The organism is Pseudomonas sp. Leaf58, from assembly GCF_003627215.1.
Classification (GTDB): domain Bacteria; phylum Pseudomonadota; class Gammaproteobacteria; order Pseudomonadales; family Pseudomonadaceae; genus Aquipseudomonas.
Window position 1 is genome coordinate 358,341 of the sequence record NZ_CP032678.1, and the last position, 15,463, is coordinate 373,803.

Below are 15,463 nucleotides of genomic sequence, written 5' to 3' on the forward strand. Positions count from 1 at the left end.
GGCGAAGAATGGTTCACACCGATGGGGTTCGATAAGTTCTATCGAAACCGAGCTTGTCGAACAAAAAATCGAAAGCATTTTCCGCGTGGCGGCCTGTCTTGAGGCGAGAGCTTTTTCAGCCATTCGGCGTAGGGCAGCCGGTTGTGCAGCAGGAACTGCAGGTGGTCTGGAAAGTCCGGTGATCCCTTGGCATCCCAAAACGGCATACCCGTCCAGCCGGGTTCACCCATCCCTCGTACCGCTAATTCCAACTGGAGGGGGCTTAACGCGTTCGAGCCTAGGGCCGGGATCATGGGGTAGTTCACCTTTCGATGCGATTGAATGGATATCAATATAGCGGTTAATACCGCCGTCGCCAACCCGAGTGGGCAGTTGGAACTTTACCCTGAGGGCGCTGATCTGCCAGACTTGAAGTAATAAGGGCGCTAGGCAGCGCCACCCAACCTCAAGGCACAGGCTGATCATGAGCAATTCCCTTTTCCGCAAAGCTTCGCTGGACATCCTGCCGCCCGAACGGGCCCAAGAATTGGAGCGTTTTGCGGTTAAAGCCATGGAAGCTATTGGCATGTCTGCCGGCGCATCATTATCGGACATGGAGGTCGAGGACTTTGACCAGCTGCACGAGGTCAAGGGGTTGCTTGACCCAATTTTCGAAACGCGTGGCAGCCTCGACTATGTGGCGCTGGCCGTTGAGGAAGGGATCGACATCGAGCAGCACTGGGAGATGCTGCACAGCGGCTACTTCTCCAGCCTGGTGGACGAGCTTTACAACTACGGCTTGCATGGCCTGCATTTTCGCATGGGCATTGTCGACCCCCAGGTGCGCCGTGACCAGACCCTGAAACTGGCTGACGCCATCGTGCTGGCAGCCCCACAGGAAGGTTACCTGGCCACATCGATCGACCATCAGCCGCATTTCCCGATCAACGCCCTCTCGTGTACGTCGAGCGCCATGGCTTTACGGATCGAACGCGAATACGTGTGCTGGCACCAAGGTATTGCCGCGCACATTGAGAAGAACCCCTATAGCCCCGAGCAAACTGCCGCGCTGCGACACATTGGCAGCCCCGGAACCGCCGCTGACCAGGTTGTCCAGGAGGGGGCCATTGACCACTTGCTCAGCGAGAAGGGCAGCATGCCGTTTTATGCCCTGGGTGACAGCCAGCGGGCGATCCAGATCGAGAAGGCCCTCCACACCCTGGTCTACAATCGTGGCTACTGCATGCGCACCGAAGGCGCCTCGTGCGAGTCAATCGCCGAAACAGTGAAGCCGGTGATCCAGCACCTGCTCAGCAAGATCGATCTGTCGGAACAGCTGTGCAAGGCCGTTGAGCGCCAGGTACTGGTCAACCTGTTCAGTGCCTTCCCCGAGGGGCTGGCCATGCTTCAGGCGCAGCCAGAGGAGCTTCAGGGGGTACCGCTGAACCCCATGGTGCTGACGGATCCCAAAGTGGACTGCTTCAAGCATACCTTCTCAGGCCCACTGGAGCTGTTCAGGGCGGCCTCCACCACGCCCTATCGGCATCGGGGCACCCAGGTGATCGAGTTCTTGTCAGCGGCAGGCTATCCGATCCACCCGGACTTGGCCTTTGGTGGCTTCCTCTCGGCGACGAAGCTGCATGATACCTGATCTTGAATTGCCATGGTCACTCCAAGATCATTGAGGAGGTGCTGCTGCCTGAGCACATTCGGCAGCTCCAGGACGTGGGGTGCAGAATGGAGGTCAACCAGTTTACCCCCGTACTCATCCGCCATCTGGCCAACCCCGAAATCCTGCGCCACTACGGTGACGCCGCCACCCTGATGATCATACGCCTGGCGCTGCCCATGGCAGGCGAACGGGATTTGCCGCCGATTCACCAGGTGTTCAGGGCTCGCCCTGGCCTGATCGAGCCGGTGTTGAACATCATGGTAGAAACGTTCTACCTGTGTAACCAAGCCTTCGATTATTGTGGCTTCGGCGGCAAGGAGCTGAAATTGCTGGGCAGCCGAGCACCTGAGAGCATGCTCAGCGACTACCTTGAGAGGGATCTGGGACTATGAAACTGCAGTGCTTGTTCACCGAAGTTCCCGTTGACCAGTTCAGTCACACTCAGCAAGGCTGCCTGAGCAAGTTCTACGAGGCACTGGCCCATGAACTCCACGACCCTCGCCTGGGCGCGGAGGAGCCCGTGGCGCGCAACCTTGCCCATGCCTACCAACTCAATCCGGTGGTCGTACGGGAATGGGTCGAGGCGTTCAGCAAGGACAGCGTGCTGCTTCGCACGGTGATTGCCTCCCTGGGCTTTCAAGCGGCGCTATTGCTCGATGGCGGTGAGCTTGGCACCTTTGATTTCGACAGTAACAGGAAGCTTGACGCGAAAAATGCCTACCGCTGCGGGGCGCATTACCTGTTCTTTGCCATCGGCTACAAGAGCACGGAGCTGGCCCTCAAGGGCGTCAGCCACTACCTGCACCATCTGTACGACGATGTGGACTACACGCACGGCTTGTCCGCCGATCAATCCATCTCCGGCAGCCTGTCGTTGCATGGGTTCCTTGGCAAACCCTGGATCCCCTCGAATCTATCCACGGGTGGCATGCAAGTGTATGTCGACAATTTCCTGACCACCCAGCGCATCAGCGGAGCACTGCTACCGCTCAGCCCCACCCTGGTGAGTGACACCCTGAAGGATTGGGGGCGGATCACGGACATGGAACCCTTCGAGCTAAGGTTTCTACTCAAGCACTTCGTCTACAATCCGGGGATGCGCCTCAAGGCACAAGGGCGCCAGCAAAGCGAGATTGTCACCCACCTGGAGCCGGTAATCGACCAGATTGTGCAACAGCTCGACGGCCTCTTGCCAGCTCGACAGATGGCCAAATGGGGCACGCTCTTTCGGCGCCAAGTCCTGGTTAACCTGTTCAGCCCATTTGCCTCTGACCTGGCCATGCTTGACGTACGAACCCACGAGCTCATGGGTCATCCTGATCTTGTCGACCATGACATTCCTGTGCTGATTGAGGACACATTCAAGGGGCCGCTGTGTGTGTTCAATCAGGGCTATGCCGGCGATATCTATGCCAACTACCAGCGCCTGGAGCTGCCCCTGGACATTGACATGGTGCTGGCAGGCACCCTCGCCAATGGCGACGAGGCCTACGAGGTGCTGTCGGAAATAGGCCGCAGTGACACCACCGATCGGTTGCTTGCGCAGTTCCTGGAGCAGGGCCCCGCAAAAACCCCTGAGATCGGTGTACTGCTGAGCCTTCACGGAGCGCTCGACATCCACAAGCACGGTGAGGCTGGTCAGGTGGCGCTGCTCGTTCTCAATGTCATGCTGACCACCCAGGCCCGTGACAGCGCGCCATCTGGCGATACGAGCATGGACTGGAAAGACAAGTTTCTGGGCGTTGCAGCGGTGATCAGACAGGCGCCAGCGCTGGGTGACATGCTGCTGACCCACCTGGAGCGCCATGGGCTTCCGGATGCAGAGATCCTGCTGTGGTGTGGCTTTGACAGCCGGATTCTGCGCAAACTGAGCAAACCAGCACCTGAGGCCTTGAGCGAAGCCCTGTTGTGCGCAGACCTTGCGCTATGAAGCTCAAGGGGCTGTTTCAAGCCATACCATTTGGGCATTTCAGCAGTCCGCTGAAAGCCAAACTGCGTCAATTGCTGGATGCAATCAATGGGGTGCTCAATGATATCGGGAGTGATGAGCATCTCCTGCTGCCATCCCTTTTTGCAGCGCATGCGTACAAGCCCGACCTGGTAGTCCAAGCGTTGAATATCGTTGTCTCAGCCAGGCAGGGGCGCGCAGAACTGTTGTCCAGCCCGATGGTTCAAGCGGCATGGGCGGCTGATGGGGGCCATCCCCACGTACTCCAGAGCTACCGGGTCAGCAGCGATGCTCTGCATGCCGTTGCCGGAGGTGCGCACCACGCCTTGCTGGCGCTGGATGGCTCGCACCATGGCCTGAAGGATGGCGCCCGAGCGTTTGCCCTCAAACATTTTCTACGCAGCCTTGAGCTTGATCGGCAGCATGACCCCGCGCTGCTGAGTGTGCTGTCGCTTAGGGGTTTTCATGGTGAGTTCGTATCCCCGCAGTACGTCACGACACACGCCGCAAGGATTTACCTGGAGGCTTATTTCCCTGGCTTCCAGACACCCAATACACTGAGACCATTGAGCCCGACGCTGATCAATGACTTGCTCAAGGCAACGGGCCGATTGCCAAGCAACGATGTGCAGAGATGGCTGTTCAAGGTGCTGGTCTACAATCCGGGGCTGCGCTTGAGAATGGCGGGGTTCGATTGCGACCAGGTGGTGGAGCACTTGCTGCCCGTTTCGATGCAGATCGTTGATGCCTGGCAACAGTGCGGCGAACACCCTCTGTCCAGCACCGAGGTGCGCTTGATTGAACGCCAGTCAATGATCAACCTGGCCTATCCTTCGCCGGAGCATCTAGCGGCTTTGCATGTAACCCCGGAAGAGATTCTGGGCCACCCTAATCAAGACAAAGATCACCTGCCCGTCTGGGCGAAAGTGACCTTGCAGGGGCCCTGCAGAGTATTCAATTTCCTCCAGGGCACTGAGGTAGAGCCTGGGTTCGATCAAGGGCAACTGCGTGAACGACCCACAAGCATTCTTCGTCAGCAGGTGGCTCAGCTGAAGCTGGCGACCTCGCTGCTCAAGGAACATCAGCGCAGTGACATGACTGACAGGATGTTGGCCAGGGCATTGGAGCAGGGGGGCTTGCATTACCCCCATGCCGATGAGCTGCTATGCCTGGTGCCTCACCTGCGACCCGAGCTGCACGAGGCGCCAGCTATCACGGGCCTGGTGGTGATGATGATTGAGGCGCAATTGTCCCAGTCAACGCTGAAGGGGCGTAAGCGAATCGCGTTGAATTCGAACACCTTTGGGAGGCGAGATTTTCAAGCGATCAGGCAATTGATAGCAGCTAGGCCAGAAGTGCTAGGGGGGATGGTCGAATATCTGGAGCGCAATGATCTGTTGAGCTATCCGCTGCTCAAGGCTTGCGGCCTGGATAGCAAGGTCTTGCAGAGCTTGACTGTGCAATGCTCTGGCACGCTTGCAGAAGAATTCCTATTGGACGATCTGGGTATTTAATTGGATATCTGATCCAGCGCCGACCTGCGACGTTCGTGCAATATTGAATCCCTTTCAACCTTCGGCGTGGGGCAGGCATGGAACCGTTCCGGTGTAATAATGGCATCGGTTGATCCCAGTGTATTGCGGTTTCCAGTCCCCCGGATCCGCAGCTACCTTGGTTTCTGCTGATCGTCTTTTTGCACGGCCTGATCACTGGCATTGCCCTTGCGGTAAGTGCAATGATCCCCCAGGTCTTTACGGATCCTTCACGTCACACGCCTAGGAGCGCCGCTGCCTGTATTGCGCAAATGCCTTTGAAGATTGCGATGTCCGATGCATCCAGCCTTGATCGCATCAAACAAACTTACAGCAGAAGAAAACCCTGGGGGGAGTATTTGCTCTCGCCACTCAGAACGACAGAGAGCACTATTGCCGTCAGGCCCATTCTGGATCCAGAGAGGGCTCTGACAGAATGGCTGTTTTTTCCTTGGCAAGCTGCGCTGCGAAATGCTCCCTGTAACCTTCTATCACCAACAAGACGGTGTCTCCCGTCAGCAGGTCTGGGACACTCTGAATTGACTCAAGGCCATTCAGGTGTCCTTTGAGGGTATCGAAAGCTTCCTTGAGTTGGGGGTCGCGCACCTTTTCCCGAAGCACTGGGAACTCCCCTTCGTCTGTGTTTTCAGTGCCCACTTGCTCGATCTCAATCGCATGGTGTTCCAGCGCTGAAAGCGCTTCGCCGAAGTGATGCCGGATCTGCTCAAAAAGGTCTTCCGGATCCTCAATGGCGCGCTCATCAATGGGGAGCAGTAGATCGCTCAGCAAGGCGCAGCCTTCAACCAAGGATTTCTCAGCAGCTGTGTAAGGATAGATCTCGTAGCTCATGGTAACTCCTTGTTGGATCGATTAGGCCTTGCGGATGGGCAGCGGGGAGGGCACCTTGCCGTCCAGGTAGTCACACAGGTAGCTGCGCACGCCCTCGGGATTCAACAATCGGCCCCAGGAGCGAATGGCGTAGGTGAAGTAGTTCTCGCCGATCTTGTCGATTTGCATCTCATAATCATTGATCAGCTGATCAATGTAAAACGCAATTTTCGAGCGCTGCAGGCCCGTCAGTTCAGCGATGTTGGCGATGGTTGCGTCTTGCAATCGATCGATTGCACCGGCAGTCAAGAAGAAGCGGGCAGGGTGGGCCTTGGGTAGATGTGGTTTTTTTTGTGCTGCTTCAACGGTCATGGAGATGACCCCTTTTGCGACTAGATCATTGGTACTGTGGTCTCTTGGCGTTTCGTCCTTTGTCCGAGGGTTACCCCTCCTTACAGATTTCTTCCGTTGATATGGCGGCCCTGCTTCAACCAGCGAGCCGAGCCCCGCCTTCGGCAGTTCTCGAAAAACTCGATTCCATACATTCATTCGTCCCTAAGAGGCTGTATTTGCAGTAATTGCCATGGGCGCTTCGATCTCTACCAGACTATTTCCCATGATAACAAATGTCAACTGAGGGCAAAAAGCCAGCAAGTTGCATGGATAGTAGCCATCATAAGGACTTCTACCTCAAATGCGACTGGTAAACACTCGCAGTGATCTTGGTTCAAGACGGCTGCCAGAGCACTTGAATTGCCTTTTTTAACCTCAACCGCCAGTAGTCAACCAGACTTGGCTTGAGCAATACTATCAATAATCGTGAATCCTCTACCGCCCAGATTGACTCGTCGGGCGTCAGATCCTATGAGTAGCCTTGCTAATGCATTCTCTATTCAAATCTGTACCCCAGACTGCGTTTTCACCGCACCTACAGCCCATTTTGGCCAAGCTCAAAGATGCCTGCGAGGCCGAGATTGCGCGCAGAGGATTGGATCCAAGTGTTTGCGATTGTTTTGCCGCCGCCGTAGGTCACAGCTATTTTCTGCCGGCCATCCTCAATACCGCGTTGGGCGATGATGTTGAGCTCCTGATCAGTGCAGAAAACCTGGAGTTTGTGGCTGCGTATGCCATGGATACCACTGATTTCGATGTGTTCTGGATGGTGATGGCGGAGGACTTCGGTGATTCGAGCTTGTTTGACTTGAACGAGCAGGTGATGGAACGCGGCCTGACTAGCCTGGTGCGTCGGATCAATTTCCAGGACGAGACCCTGCGCAGTAAGGCAGTGGCATGTCTGGCTGACAGGATATCCAGTTATTGCGGCTATCCCAGCAGCCAAGTATACACACTGGCCGACAACCAACCATGGTTGGCAGGACAACTCATCTTGGCGAGCCAAGCCCTCGGAGCGCTGGCTGAGGCGAGTGACTGCCAAATTCCCAAGCAATGGAATAAAGTGGAGATCAAGCCCAATTCCTTGAACCGAATCCTATGTGCCGATCGAGACCCTGCTATCAGGGATATCGAAACTGGTGTGCGTGGACTGGTAGAGCCACCCTCCTTGCTTTCCCCGAACGGCCTTGAGCGCATTATCGACCTGATTGTCTACAACCCAATGGTCACCCTGCAGATGAAAGGGTGGACGGTGGCACAAATTGCCCAAAGGTTGAGGCCTGGTGCAATGACCTTGCTTTCGCACTACGGCTACAAGGAGTTTGATCGCCGGCAACTGTTTCGGCAAATGCTAGTGAATGGTTTGGATGCCTACCCACGCCTGGCAACCGAGCTTGCCGCCACGGGCGATGAGCTCTGGGGCCGAAGCCCGCTTCTGGTAAATAATCCTCGGGTGAGCAGTCTGGTGAGAACCCTGGCGGGCCCGCAGGGCACTTTTGCCGATATCAACTGCGTTATGGAGCGCAGTCGTCTCAGTGAAGACTATGTTGGCGCGGCCTTCTTCGACTTATACGACAGCCACCTGAGCAGGACAGCTGCGGTTCGCAGCATGGAGTTCCTGACTAAGCCCGGTGATGAGATGGCTTTGCAGCTTCTAATTGAGCAGCGCAAGCTCTTTACCGAATCGGTTGCCTACCGTTGGGTGGATATCGAGCGGCAAAGCCCTGCTTTTACCGACGATGCCTACCTAGCCCTGATCGAATACCACATAAAAGCAGTGCTGGAACACTCAAGCCTGCTGGGCTACTCGATGCATTCAGGCAAGAAACTCCTGCAGCAGCGACCCCACTTGATGCCTGAAGTGGTCGAGATCTTGTCTTCTCTCCCTGCAGCAGGGGTGAGCAGTAATCGCGTCTCACAATTGGCGGCAAGCATGGATGTGGATGCCGGGTTACTGCTAAGGCAGGAGGCGTTTCTGGCCGATCAGGTCATGCAGGCAGACCTGCTGAGTCACGAGCTGGGGTTGTGACGCATTAGGCCTAAATTGTTCTGGCGCATGACTTGTCAGGTAGAGTGGGGCGCTGTTAGATTGGTGACCCAGATATCCAAGTAGGCTATGGCCGAATTTACTTCAATCACCAGGTAAGGAAGATCAATGAAAAAGCTATTTGCAGCGCTGCTGGCGCTGCTGCCCCTGACGTCCCACGCGGACACCACTATTGTCACCGGCAATTCCTCGGTGACGATCAATGGCAAGACCTATCATGGTCGCAACGTTTCCGTCAGCGGCAACGGCAATGTGGTGGTTGACGGAGTGCGGCAAGAAGGTTCGTTGGTAGGCCCTATCACCGTGGTGGTAAATGGGGATGCCAATTCCATCTCTACACAATCCGGTGATGTTCGGGTGCAGGGCGGGGCGAAGAAGGTCAAAACCATGAGCGGTGATGTTCATGTGGCTGGCAATATTCTTGGCGATGTCAGCACGATGTCCGGCGACATTACCGCCCAGGTAATCAAAGGGGGCGCGCATTCGGAAACCGGAGACATTGGGAAAGGTTTCTGAATTGGCGGGTCAGGGTCAGAGCTTTGTGATGGCAGAAGCGTAAATCCCCAGGCGTCGTTTCACCTGGGGATGAGTAGCCAAGCTTTACTTTTTGAACTCGACAGTAACGATGTAGCGCTTGGCTAGTTTGGCACTGGCGTAGTCGGTGGCGCTATGATTCCAGCCCACATAGAAGGGCGAGTATGGGTAGTCGTTGACAATATTGCTGCTTGAGATGGAATAGAAAATGTTGCCAGCAGCATCGACCATATCGATCTTGATTGATGAGAATAGCGCAGCCGAATTCTGGTTGCGATCCTCGAAGCCTATGAGTACCCGCCCACCATAGCCGAGAGAGGCATAGTTAAGTACATGCGCAGGATCAGTGCTGCTGATGAGCTTCCCGGCGTTCCCGTTGGGCATGTAACCCCACTGGGTGTCGACCTGTGCGATTGTGACCACATATTGAGCATTGGTGTAAGCCTTCGTACCTACGCTGTCTCGCGTTGACGTGGCTGCAATATTGCGGGTTTCAATTGCGGGCTCACCAACATTGCGAACAACAAGGGTTTTCTCATTTTTTTCTGTAGCCTGAACAGTGCGCTCTTGGGGCTGCTGGCAATCTGTGGCGGTTTGTTTGAAGGGAGTACCCTGATCAATTGTGTCCGCCAGGGGGCTCCAGTTCGAACAGGCGACCAGAGCTCCGGCATTGACCCAATCACTCACAATACTTTCCCAGGGCACCCAGTTACCACTCGGTTGCGCAGCTTTTCCAGCCTGAACTGGGGCGTTCATTCGGATGATGTTGTTTGCATGCGTCAAAGGGCTGGCAAGGAGCATAGTGGCAAACAAGAAGCAAAATTTGACTGTTTTCATGCAAATGTCCGGAGGAATGTGTGATAGAAATTGGGCCCAAATACACGCTTGATTTTCAGAGTTTGGACGCAATAAAGTCAATAAGCGTTTGTGAATTATTCCTAATACGCGACCGGTGAGCAGTATCTCAGTCAACTACCAACCTGGCCTCGCGCAGTAACTCATCCGCATTGAGCGCCCACATTCTCACCCACGGCCAACAAATAAGGACGCGCTATGCATAGGTTGACTGGAGGAAAGTCCGCATGATTAATCGACCTGACTACCCATCTTGCATCGGGCGTGCAACGGCGTAATAGCTTTGGACGCGTTTGCCGATGCAAGTGAAATCATGTTTGCCCGGTGGATTCCATTCGTCGGTGTCACTGTGGGCCAGATCACCCTTGCGCACATTGCCATCAAAGACGAGCTCGTAGCCTGCAGGCGGTGTCGGGAGGGAGCGTTTCGCCAAGGTCATGTCATCGTCCTATGCAGTAAATTGAAGCAGGAGCAGAAACCACCCTGCCACAGCCAGCGCAGGCCCAAAGGGTAGCGGATTTCCCAGCGAAGATCGACGGGTTTTTGTGAGCAAAAGCGCCAGCAACAGCGCCAGAACACAGGCTATCAGGAACAGCAGCGGCAGTGCTTGCCAGCCAAGCCAGGCCCCGAGCGCTGCGGCAAGCTTGAAGTCACCATTGCCCATCATCTTCATGCCGCGCATCGCCCCATAGCCCTCTGCCACGCCCCATAATGCCGCGTAAGCGAAGAAGGCGCCGTAGATACCCTCAATGGCGTCACCATGCCCTGAAGCGCGCCAGAGAAGCCCTGCCCATAGCAATGGGTACACCATGCAGTCGAGCAGCAGAAAATCACTCAGGTCAGTGTGGATCAGGGCCAGCAGGGCCCAGGTCACTCCCACGGCCACCCAGCCTTCCAGGGTCATCCCGCCGTGCGCCAGGGCTACCAGAGAAGCTGCCAGTGCCGTGATTTCCCAAGCCAGGTGATGGCGGCGTTGATCCAGCAAGGGGATGAGCAAGCGTGCTTGCCGGCGTTGCGCCCACAGCGCAGGCAGAGCGCCGGGCAACCTGCGGCTCATGACTTTGCAGCCCGCTTCATCGGCCATTTCGAGCTGCCAACGCGCTTCCAGGAAGCGCACCAGGGCCGGAGCCAGCACACTGATCCCTCGGCCCGCCGTTAACGCGGCCAGCGCGGCGAGCCCCCAGAGCAGGGGAATTGGAATGTTGATCATCGCGCTCCTTGTCGTCACCACACGCTGCAACGGGCTGGCAGCGGCCTGCACACCCCATGAATGTGGCAGAAATGCTAGAGCATTTAGCCTCGCTTGAGAAGGGACAAGCACGCTTTATGCTTAAATTGACCGAATGGCGTTCTGTGCTCTATCATCAAGGCATCCACACGAAGAATTCAGACCATGAATCAGAAGACCACCGCGTCGGGCTTTACTGTGTTTTGGCGGGAGCGGCGCACCCGAATCTTGCTGGTCATCCTCATCCTGGGCTTTCTGGTGGGGCAGTGGGCGCAAGACGCCGTCCAGCGCCACCAGCAGCATGAGCGCTATGCCAAAATTGAAGAGCTGCGCTCGAAGTCCGAATACCACGATCGGATTTTGAAAGCCTACCTGTTTTGCGTGCGGGATGACGGAGAGCCGGAGTCCACGTGCATCGCGAATACCGTTCAGCTGGCAGACCTCAACGGCTACCGCAGCAGAATCAAAGAGGTGTTCGACGATGCGCACATCCCAAGTCGCTAGGGGCTGCCTGCTGGCACCTGCCACGACCCAGCTGGAGCGGTTTCTGGATGTGGATGCCAGTGCACTCAAACTGGTTGAGGCCAACAAGTTGCTGAAAACTGTGTGACCTGGGGAATTCTTGGCTTCGGCATCTTGAGCTTGATGGCCTGGGTGAGCCAAAGCTGGCTCACTCTGGCCTCACTGTTCTTCTGGATCATCGTCCTGGGTTTGCACGTCATCCCGCAGGCGAAAAGGGATGTGATCCGAGCCATGAATTGCTTAATGGTGCGCATCTCGTTCCTGGATGGCGGTGAAAAACACCTGTACGTGAAGCGCATGGACAGCGTGCCATTGGGTCGGCAGGAAGTGGCTTATCAGCTCGGTCGCGATGTATTCTGAAGAGTGAAAGCGGATCAGGGTGTCCGCTTTTCGACTATATGCCGGCCAATCAGCGCGAGTGCTTCGTGCTTGTTTAAAACCCCGGCTCTTTTCAGCGAAATGACCAGGCGCTCAGTTTCATCCAGCTCAACCTCGTCTCCCGACAGCCGGGTGATCACAGTCGCCAACCGATCGAGATTCGTCTCGACATATTGAATCCCGCAAAAGATGGCGAGCGCGCCGATTTTTTCCCGCATGCTAATGGGGAGAGAAAACACCCTGGATTTTTCAACCTCGATGATGGCTTGCTGGCGCTCGCTGGAAATCGACACAAGGGCTCCGTATTTCAGAATGGGGCGGCGTCGTACGCTCTGTGCAGCGACCTGTCCGCCGCCAGCCCTCAGGCTTTGCTCAGCGTCTTCACAACCCCTGTCAGCGGCGCAAAGAACAGCCTTGGTGCTTCAGTCGCCCCGCGTTTGAACGATTGCAACAACGCCTTGATGGGCGCGTCCGACAACGGCGGCAGGGTTTTACGCTGGCGATCGACATGGTCATATTCGGCGCGGATATTCTGGGCCAGGGCGTTCAGAAATGGGGTTTTGGTGGTTTTCACAATCTTCGTGCTCCTAGAGACCAATATCGCTCTGGAGGATATTGGCGAGTAAATGCTCATTTTCCATGTTGTTGAGTATAGCGTAGTTGCCAGTGACCTGGTAAGCGAATACCCGCGCCGCATCGTGATGATTGCACACCTGTAGCAGTTGCTCAGTCGTGGCCGCCATCAGCAAGGCTTTGAGGTACACCATGGCCTTGTCCATGTCCTTGTAGTCGATTCGCTTATCGACCAGTCCCATCAGTTTGCGGTGTAGCCACATTTCATCGCTGCCGTGCGCTTGCTTGAGACGAAGCGCTTCGCCAACCGGGATGTCCAGAATCATGGCGCCCAAGAACAGATCCCCCTGCTGGGGAATGTGTTTGCCCAGAAAATCGGCCAGCGCCGCGAGTTTGTCGGACAGTCCCTTGAGGACTTTCGGGTCTTTTTGATCGCGGTGGGTGAATACTTCGAAAGGGGGCAAATCATCGCCAGCAAACCCATGGCTTTCTCGATAGCCTTGCAATATGTCGGGGCCAACGGCAACGGCTAGATAGTCTGGATTCAGGCTCAAGGTGAGTAAATCCTGGTTAAACGCGCCCACACTGACCGATCGATTTTCCAGGTTGCCGCCCAGATTCTGCGCGATCTCATTGCACTCCACGATGCTGGTCAAGACACTGCCCATCACCAACTGGCGCAGGGCGCGGCAGTGCGCATCGACGACCGGGAAATTGCCGTTTTTCAATAACGCCTCAAACGTTGCAACCGCTTTGCTGAATTCCTGGTGGTTGTCGGCGTCAGCGCTGATCAAGGAATAGAAGTCCAGCATGCCGACAAAGTTCTGCTGGTGATTGAGCTTGCTGTTGTACAGCAGGCATTCGGGGCCATTGAGCAGCAGATATCCGAGGGTCTGATCGCTCCACGTCGCCTCAGTTGGAAATTGCCGGCTGGCGCAGTACTTCGAATGGTAGCCTTCACGGGCCTGGCTCGCGATGAGCGAACTGCCCATGGATCGAGCTACTTCGGTCACCCTTTCCAGGATCCGGGGTTGCTGGACATGATCCAGGCCACAACTGAGACCCAATGCCGCTAGGTAGCCACTCCCGGCCCCAGGGAATGCCGTGTTGAGGTCGGCCATCACACTGCAGATGCTCTGTTCATCTCCAAACAGGTTGGCCGCCTCAAGCACTGCAGCGAGGCACCGATCGGCAAAGGCCTGGCCCTGCAAAAGGTGATTCTTGTCATGATTCTTGCGAAGCTGAAAGGCTTGGCGGTATTGGCTGACCACCTCGTTGATACTGGCGCATGCTTCGCCCAGCTCACGGGCTTGTGGAGAGCAATGAAATGTTCTGGCGGTCATGAGGGGCAGTGTTCGGTCGGGATATAGTTTCATCCTAGCCCTTGCTGGCGACCCAATGCCAACGGTAATTGCTTTTAGCATCGCTCTGGGCCACGGCCCTGGGTGCTAGCCGGAAAAAGTTGGGATGGGCCCCTGGTGCAAGGCATGCAGATAGGGTCGAGAGAACTCCCGCTCCTCATCCACATCGACCAGGCCTTTGACCGCCAGCACACCCTGGACAAAACCCATCCAGCGCGACAACTTGTCGAAAGGGTAGCGATGCGCATTTTGCATGGCTTCCGCACACAGTCGAGAGAGGTGCTCGCCGCGACATTTTTCCGGCAAGTCCTGGAGCTCGGCCATGTGACTGGCGATCAGTTTCTGGTACCGACCAAAGAGCACTTCGACGGCCTGGGCTTCAGCGATGGTAAGCATGGCCTACTCCTGTTCAACCTCAGCATCTTTCAGCACGGTCACGAGCTGATGCATGATCATGATTTTCGGCGCAGGTTCATCGCCGAGCGTGTGATGATCAATGAAGTCCTGCGCCTGGGTGATGACCCCGTCGCGGTCGGCGGGCAGCCTGAGCAAGGCGGGGTCGCGGGGTACCTTGCAGCGGTTGGCAAAGTGAATAGCCCTTCCTGCGCACTGTGGTGCCTGGGCCGCCTGCGCTTCCCAGTCGGTACGTTCGTAGTCCACGTGCATATGGCACGGCATGCGTTGCTCAGCTTCCGAGGTCTGCAGAAACTCAAGGGGTGTGGAGCCACCCAGCCAGCCGCGAGCGCTCTGCACTTTCCAGGGGCATTCTCGGCAAGGGCGTTTGTGCTGTCGCTTCATGGAGGGGTTCCGCTGAGTGAGCCTCAGATAATGATCCTCTCGGGAGGAAAATGGAAGGGGGCAGTCGATTGCTTTGTTTGCTTGCAAACAGCTGCTTGGATTGTGGGTTGCAGGTCAATATGCGCAATACTTGAGGTTGCTCGTTTTTTCGGGGACAATTCCTTCATAACAAGAGGCCCAGCGCGGCCATACACCAGGATTTTGTTGTGAAAGTTGACCTCAATCAGGCACTGGCGACCGTGGTTGCCATCCTCAAGAAATTTCCAGTAGGCGCCGCCCGCACTGATGACCTTGCCCGCATGGAGTCCCTGCTTCAGGATCGCGAAGCTCAGAAAACAGAGTTCTACGTGGGGCTGTCCAGGGCCATCGACATGACCAAGACCCTGTGGCACCTGCTGAATGATGACGACCGCAGGGTCGTGCGCCACGCCCAATCCGACCTGTACGCGGGCATTGAAGATCAGGGGGTTGATGTGGATGTTGATGTGGATCGGGAGTTGCTACGGCGGTTGGAAGCCCATGCATTGCGCCACAACAAAAGCCTCAACCAGGTTGTTCAAGACGCACTGGCCGGCTGCGTCAGTGGCTTGACCTTTGCCATGCGTGCGTGAGGGCTCAGGCTTGCTCCACGACTCGTTGCATGACGTTCTTTAATACCCCTTTGAGGCGCACTATCCACTGTAACCGCCTACAACGGACTGGTTATCCCTGCTTTAGGGGCGGGGAAGGTCAGGCTGTTCGAGGTCATTTATATCCATCACCGCCTTATCGGCGGCTTAGAAATGAACTTGGAGCAGGCCTCCACCCGCGACGCA

20 protein-coding genes are annotated in these 15,463 nt (G+C 56.2%); 10 read left to right on the forward strand and 10 right to left on the reverse strand.

The annotated features are described in order from the left end of the window. Positions 1–463 precede the first annotated feature (463 nt). Genes DV532_RS27145 through DV532_RS27160 form a run of 4 tightly spaced genes read left to right on the forward strand, consistent with a single transcriptional unit; the run spans position 464 to position 5,113 of the window. Complete coding sequence (locus tag DV532_RS27145) at positions 464–1,630, forward strand: hypothetical protein (RefSeq protein WP_120715452.1); 1,167 nt, start codon at positions 464–466, stop codon at positions 1,628–1,630. Positions 1,631–1,632: 2 nt separating this feature from the next. Continuing rightward, a complete protein-coding gene (locus DV532_RS27150; RefSeq protein ID WP_120715453.1) occupies positions 1,633–2,043 on the forward strand; it encodes a hypothetical protein in 411 nt (136 codons plus the stop codon). Continuing rightward, complete coding sequence (locus DV532_RS27155) at positions 2,040–3,581, forward strand: hypothetical protein (protein ID WP_056799089.1); 1,542 nt, start codon at positions 2,040–2,042, stop codon at positions 3,579–3,581. Before DV532_RS27150 ends, DV532_RS27155 begins: the two co-directional genes overlap by 4 nt. Next, on the forward strand, positions 3,578–5,113 hold the full coding sequence (locus DV532_RS27160) for a hypothetical protein (protein WP_056799085.1): 1,536 nt from the start codon (positions 3,578–3,580) through the stop codon (positions 5,111–5,113). Before DV532_RS27155 ends, DV532_RS27160 begins: the two co-directional genes overlap by 4 nt. Before the next feature lie 417 nt (positions 5,114–5,530). Here DV532_RS27160 and DV532_RS27165 read toward each other — a convergent pair whose 3' ends face one another. Further along, entirely contained in the window at positions 5,531–5,980 is a 450-nt protein-coding gene (locus DV532_RS27165; protein ID WP_056799082.1) for a hypothetical protein, read from the reverse strand. A 21-nt stretch (positions 5,981–6,001) separates the two neighbouring features. Further along, positions 6,002–6,331 carry a hypothetical protein gene (locus tag DV532_RS27170; protein ID WP_056799079.1) on the reverse strand — a complete coding sequence of 110 codons (330 nt, stop codon included), beginning with the start codon at positions 6,329–6,331 and terminating at the stop codon, positions 6,002–6,004. Between the two features lie 568 nt (positions 6,332–6,899). Here DV532_RS27170 and DV532_RS27175 point away from each other — a divergent pair. Then, positions 6,900–8,381 (forward strand): hypothetical protein, encoded by a 1,482-nt coding sequence (locus tag DV532_RS27175; RefSeq protein ID WP_156675939.1) that lies wholly within the window; start codon positions 6,900–6,902, stop codon positions 8,379–8,381. A 126-nt stretch (positions 8,382–8,507) separates the two neighbouring features. Then, a complete protein-coding gene (locus DV532_RS27180; RefSeq protein ID WP_056799073.1) occupies positions 8,508–8,915 on the forward strand; it encodes a hypothetical protein in 408 nt (135 codons plus the stop codon). An 84-nt stretch (positions 8,916–8,999) separates the two neighbouring features. Here DV532_RS27180 and DV532_RS27185 read toward each other — a convergent pair whose 3' ends face one another. From DV532_RS27185 to DV532_RS27195, 3 genes are all read right to left on the reverse strand, one after another. Next, positions 9,000–9,770: a hypothetical protein gene (locus tag DV532_RS27185; protein ID WP_056799069.1), complete on the reverse strand. Its 771-nt coding sequence runs from the start codon at positions 9,768–9,770 to the stop codon at positions 9,000–9,002. A 262-nt stretch (positions 9,771–10,032) separates the two neighbouring features. Further along, positions 10,033–10,227 (reverse strand): hypothetical protein, encoded by a 195-nt coding sequence (locus tag DV532_RS27190; protein ID WP_056799067.1) that lies wholly within the window; start codon positions 10,225–10,227, stop codon positions 10,033–10,035. 9 nt (positions 10,228–10,236) lie between these two features. Then, positions 10,237–11,019 carry an A24 family peptidase gene (locus DV532_RS27195; RefSeq protein WP_236707514.1) on the reverse strand — a complete coding sequence of 261 codons (783 nt, stop codon included), beginning with the start codon at positions 11,017–11,019 and terminating at the stop codon, positions 10,237–10,239. A gap of 162 nt (positions 11,020–11,181) precedes the next feature. On the opposite strand from DV532_RS27195, the gene DV532_RS27200 reads away from it, so the two are divergent. The 3 genes from DV532_RS27200 to DV532_RS27205 are packed head-to-tail and all read left to right on the forward strand — an operon-like array spanning position 11,182 to position 11,898. Beyond that, positions 11,182–11,520 carry a hypothetical protein gene (locus tag DV532_RS27200; protein ID WP_056799061.1) on the forward strand — a complete coding sequence of 113 codons (339 nt, stop codon included), beginning with the start codon at positions 11,182–11,184 and terminating at the stop codon, positions 11,518–11,520. Further along, positions 11,498–11,626, forward strand: a complete 129-nt coding sequence (locus DV532_RS31025; protein WP_256659174.1) for a hypothetical protein — start codon at positions 11,498–11,500, stop codon at positions 11,624–11,626. The genes DV532_RS27200 and DV532_RS31025 overlap by 23 nt, the downstream gene beginning before the upstream one ends. Beyond that, positions 11,623–11,898: a hypothetical protein gene (locus DV532_RS27205; protein ID WP_120715454.1), complete on the forward strand. Its 276-nt coding sequence runs from the start codon at positions 11,623–11,625 to the stop codon at positions 11,896–11,898. Before DV532_RS31025 ends, DV532_RS27205 begins: the two co-directional genes overlap by 4 nt. A gap of 14 nt (positions 11,899–11,912) precedes the next feature. Here the strand turns inward: DV532_RS27205 and DV532_RS27210 are convergent, their stop codons facing one another. The 5 genes from DV532_RS27210 to DV532_RS27230 all read right to left on the reverse strand — a co-directional run bounded on the left by DV532_RS27210 (position 11,913) and on the right by DV532_RS27230 (position 14,648). Next, positions 11,913–12,209 carry a hypothetical protein gene (locus DV532_RS27210; RefSeq protein ID WP_056799054.1) on the reverse strand — a complete coding sequence of 99 codons (297 nt, stop codon included), beginning with the start codon at positions 12,207–12,209 and terminating at the stop codon, positions 11,913–11,915. Positions 12,210–12,277: 68 nt separating this feature from the next. Continuing rightward, the gene (locus DV532_RS27215) at positions 12,278–12,490 is read right to left on the reverse strand and encodes a hypothetical protein (RefSeq protein ID WP_056799051.1); all 213 of its coding nucleotides are present in this window, start codon (positions 12,488–12,490) and stop codon (positions 12,278–12,280) included. Positions 12,491–12,503: 13 nt separating this feature from the next. Continuing rightward, positions 12,504–13,832, reverse strand: coding sequence for a hypothetical protein (locus DV532_RS27220; protein WP_056799048.1), 1,329 nt, complete (start codon positions 13,830–13,832; stop codon positions 12,504–12,506). Positions 13,833–13,937: 105 nt separating this feature from the next. After that, positions 13,938–14,246, reverse strand: a complete 309-nt coding sequence (locus tag DV532_RS27225) for a hypothetical protein (protein WP_056799046.1) — start codon at positions 14,244–14,246, stop codon at positions 13,938–13,940. 3 nt (positions 14,247–14,249) lie between these two features. Continuing rightward, positions 14,250–14,648 carry a hypothetical protein gene (locus tag DV532_RS27230; protein WP_156675937.1) on the reverse strand — a complete coding sequence of 133 codons (399 nt, stop codon included), beginning with the start codon at positions 14,646–14,648 and terminating at the stop codon, positions 14,250–14,252. A gap of 206 nt (positions 14,649–14,854) precedes the next feature. Between DV532_RS27230 and DV532_RS27235 the strand changes: the two genes are divergently transcribed. Then, positions 14,855–15,259, forward strand: a complete 405-nt coding sequence (locus DV532_RS27235; protein ID WP_056799043.1) for a hypothetical protein — start codon at positions 14,855–14,857, stop codon at positions 15,257–15,259. Positions 15,260–15,463 lie beyond the last annotated feature (204 nt).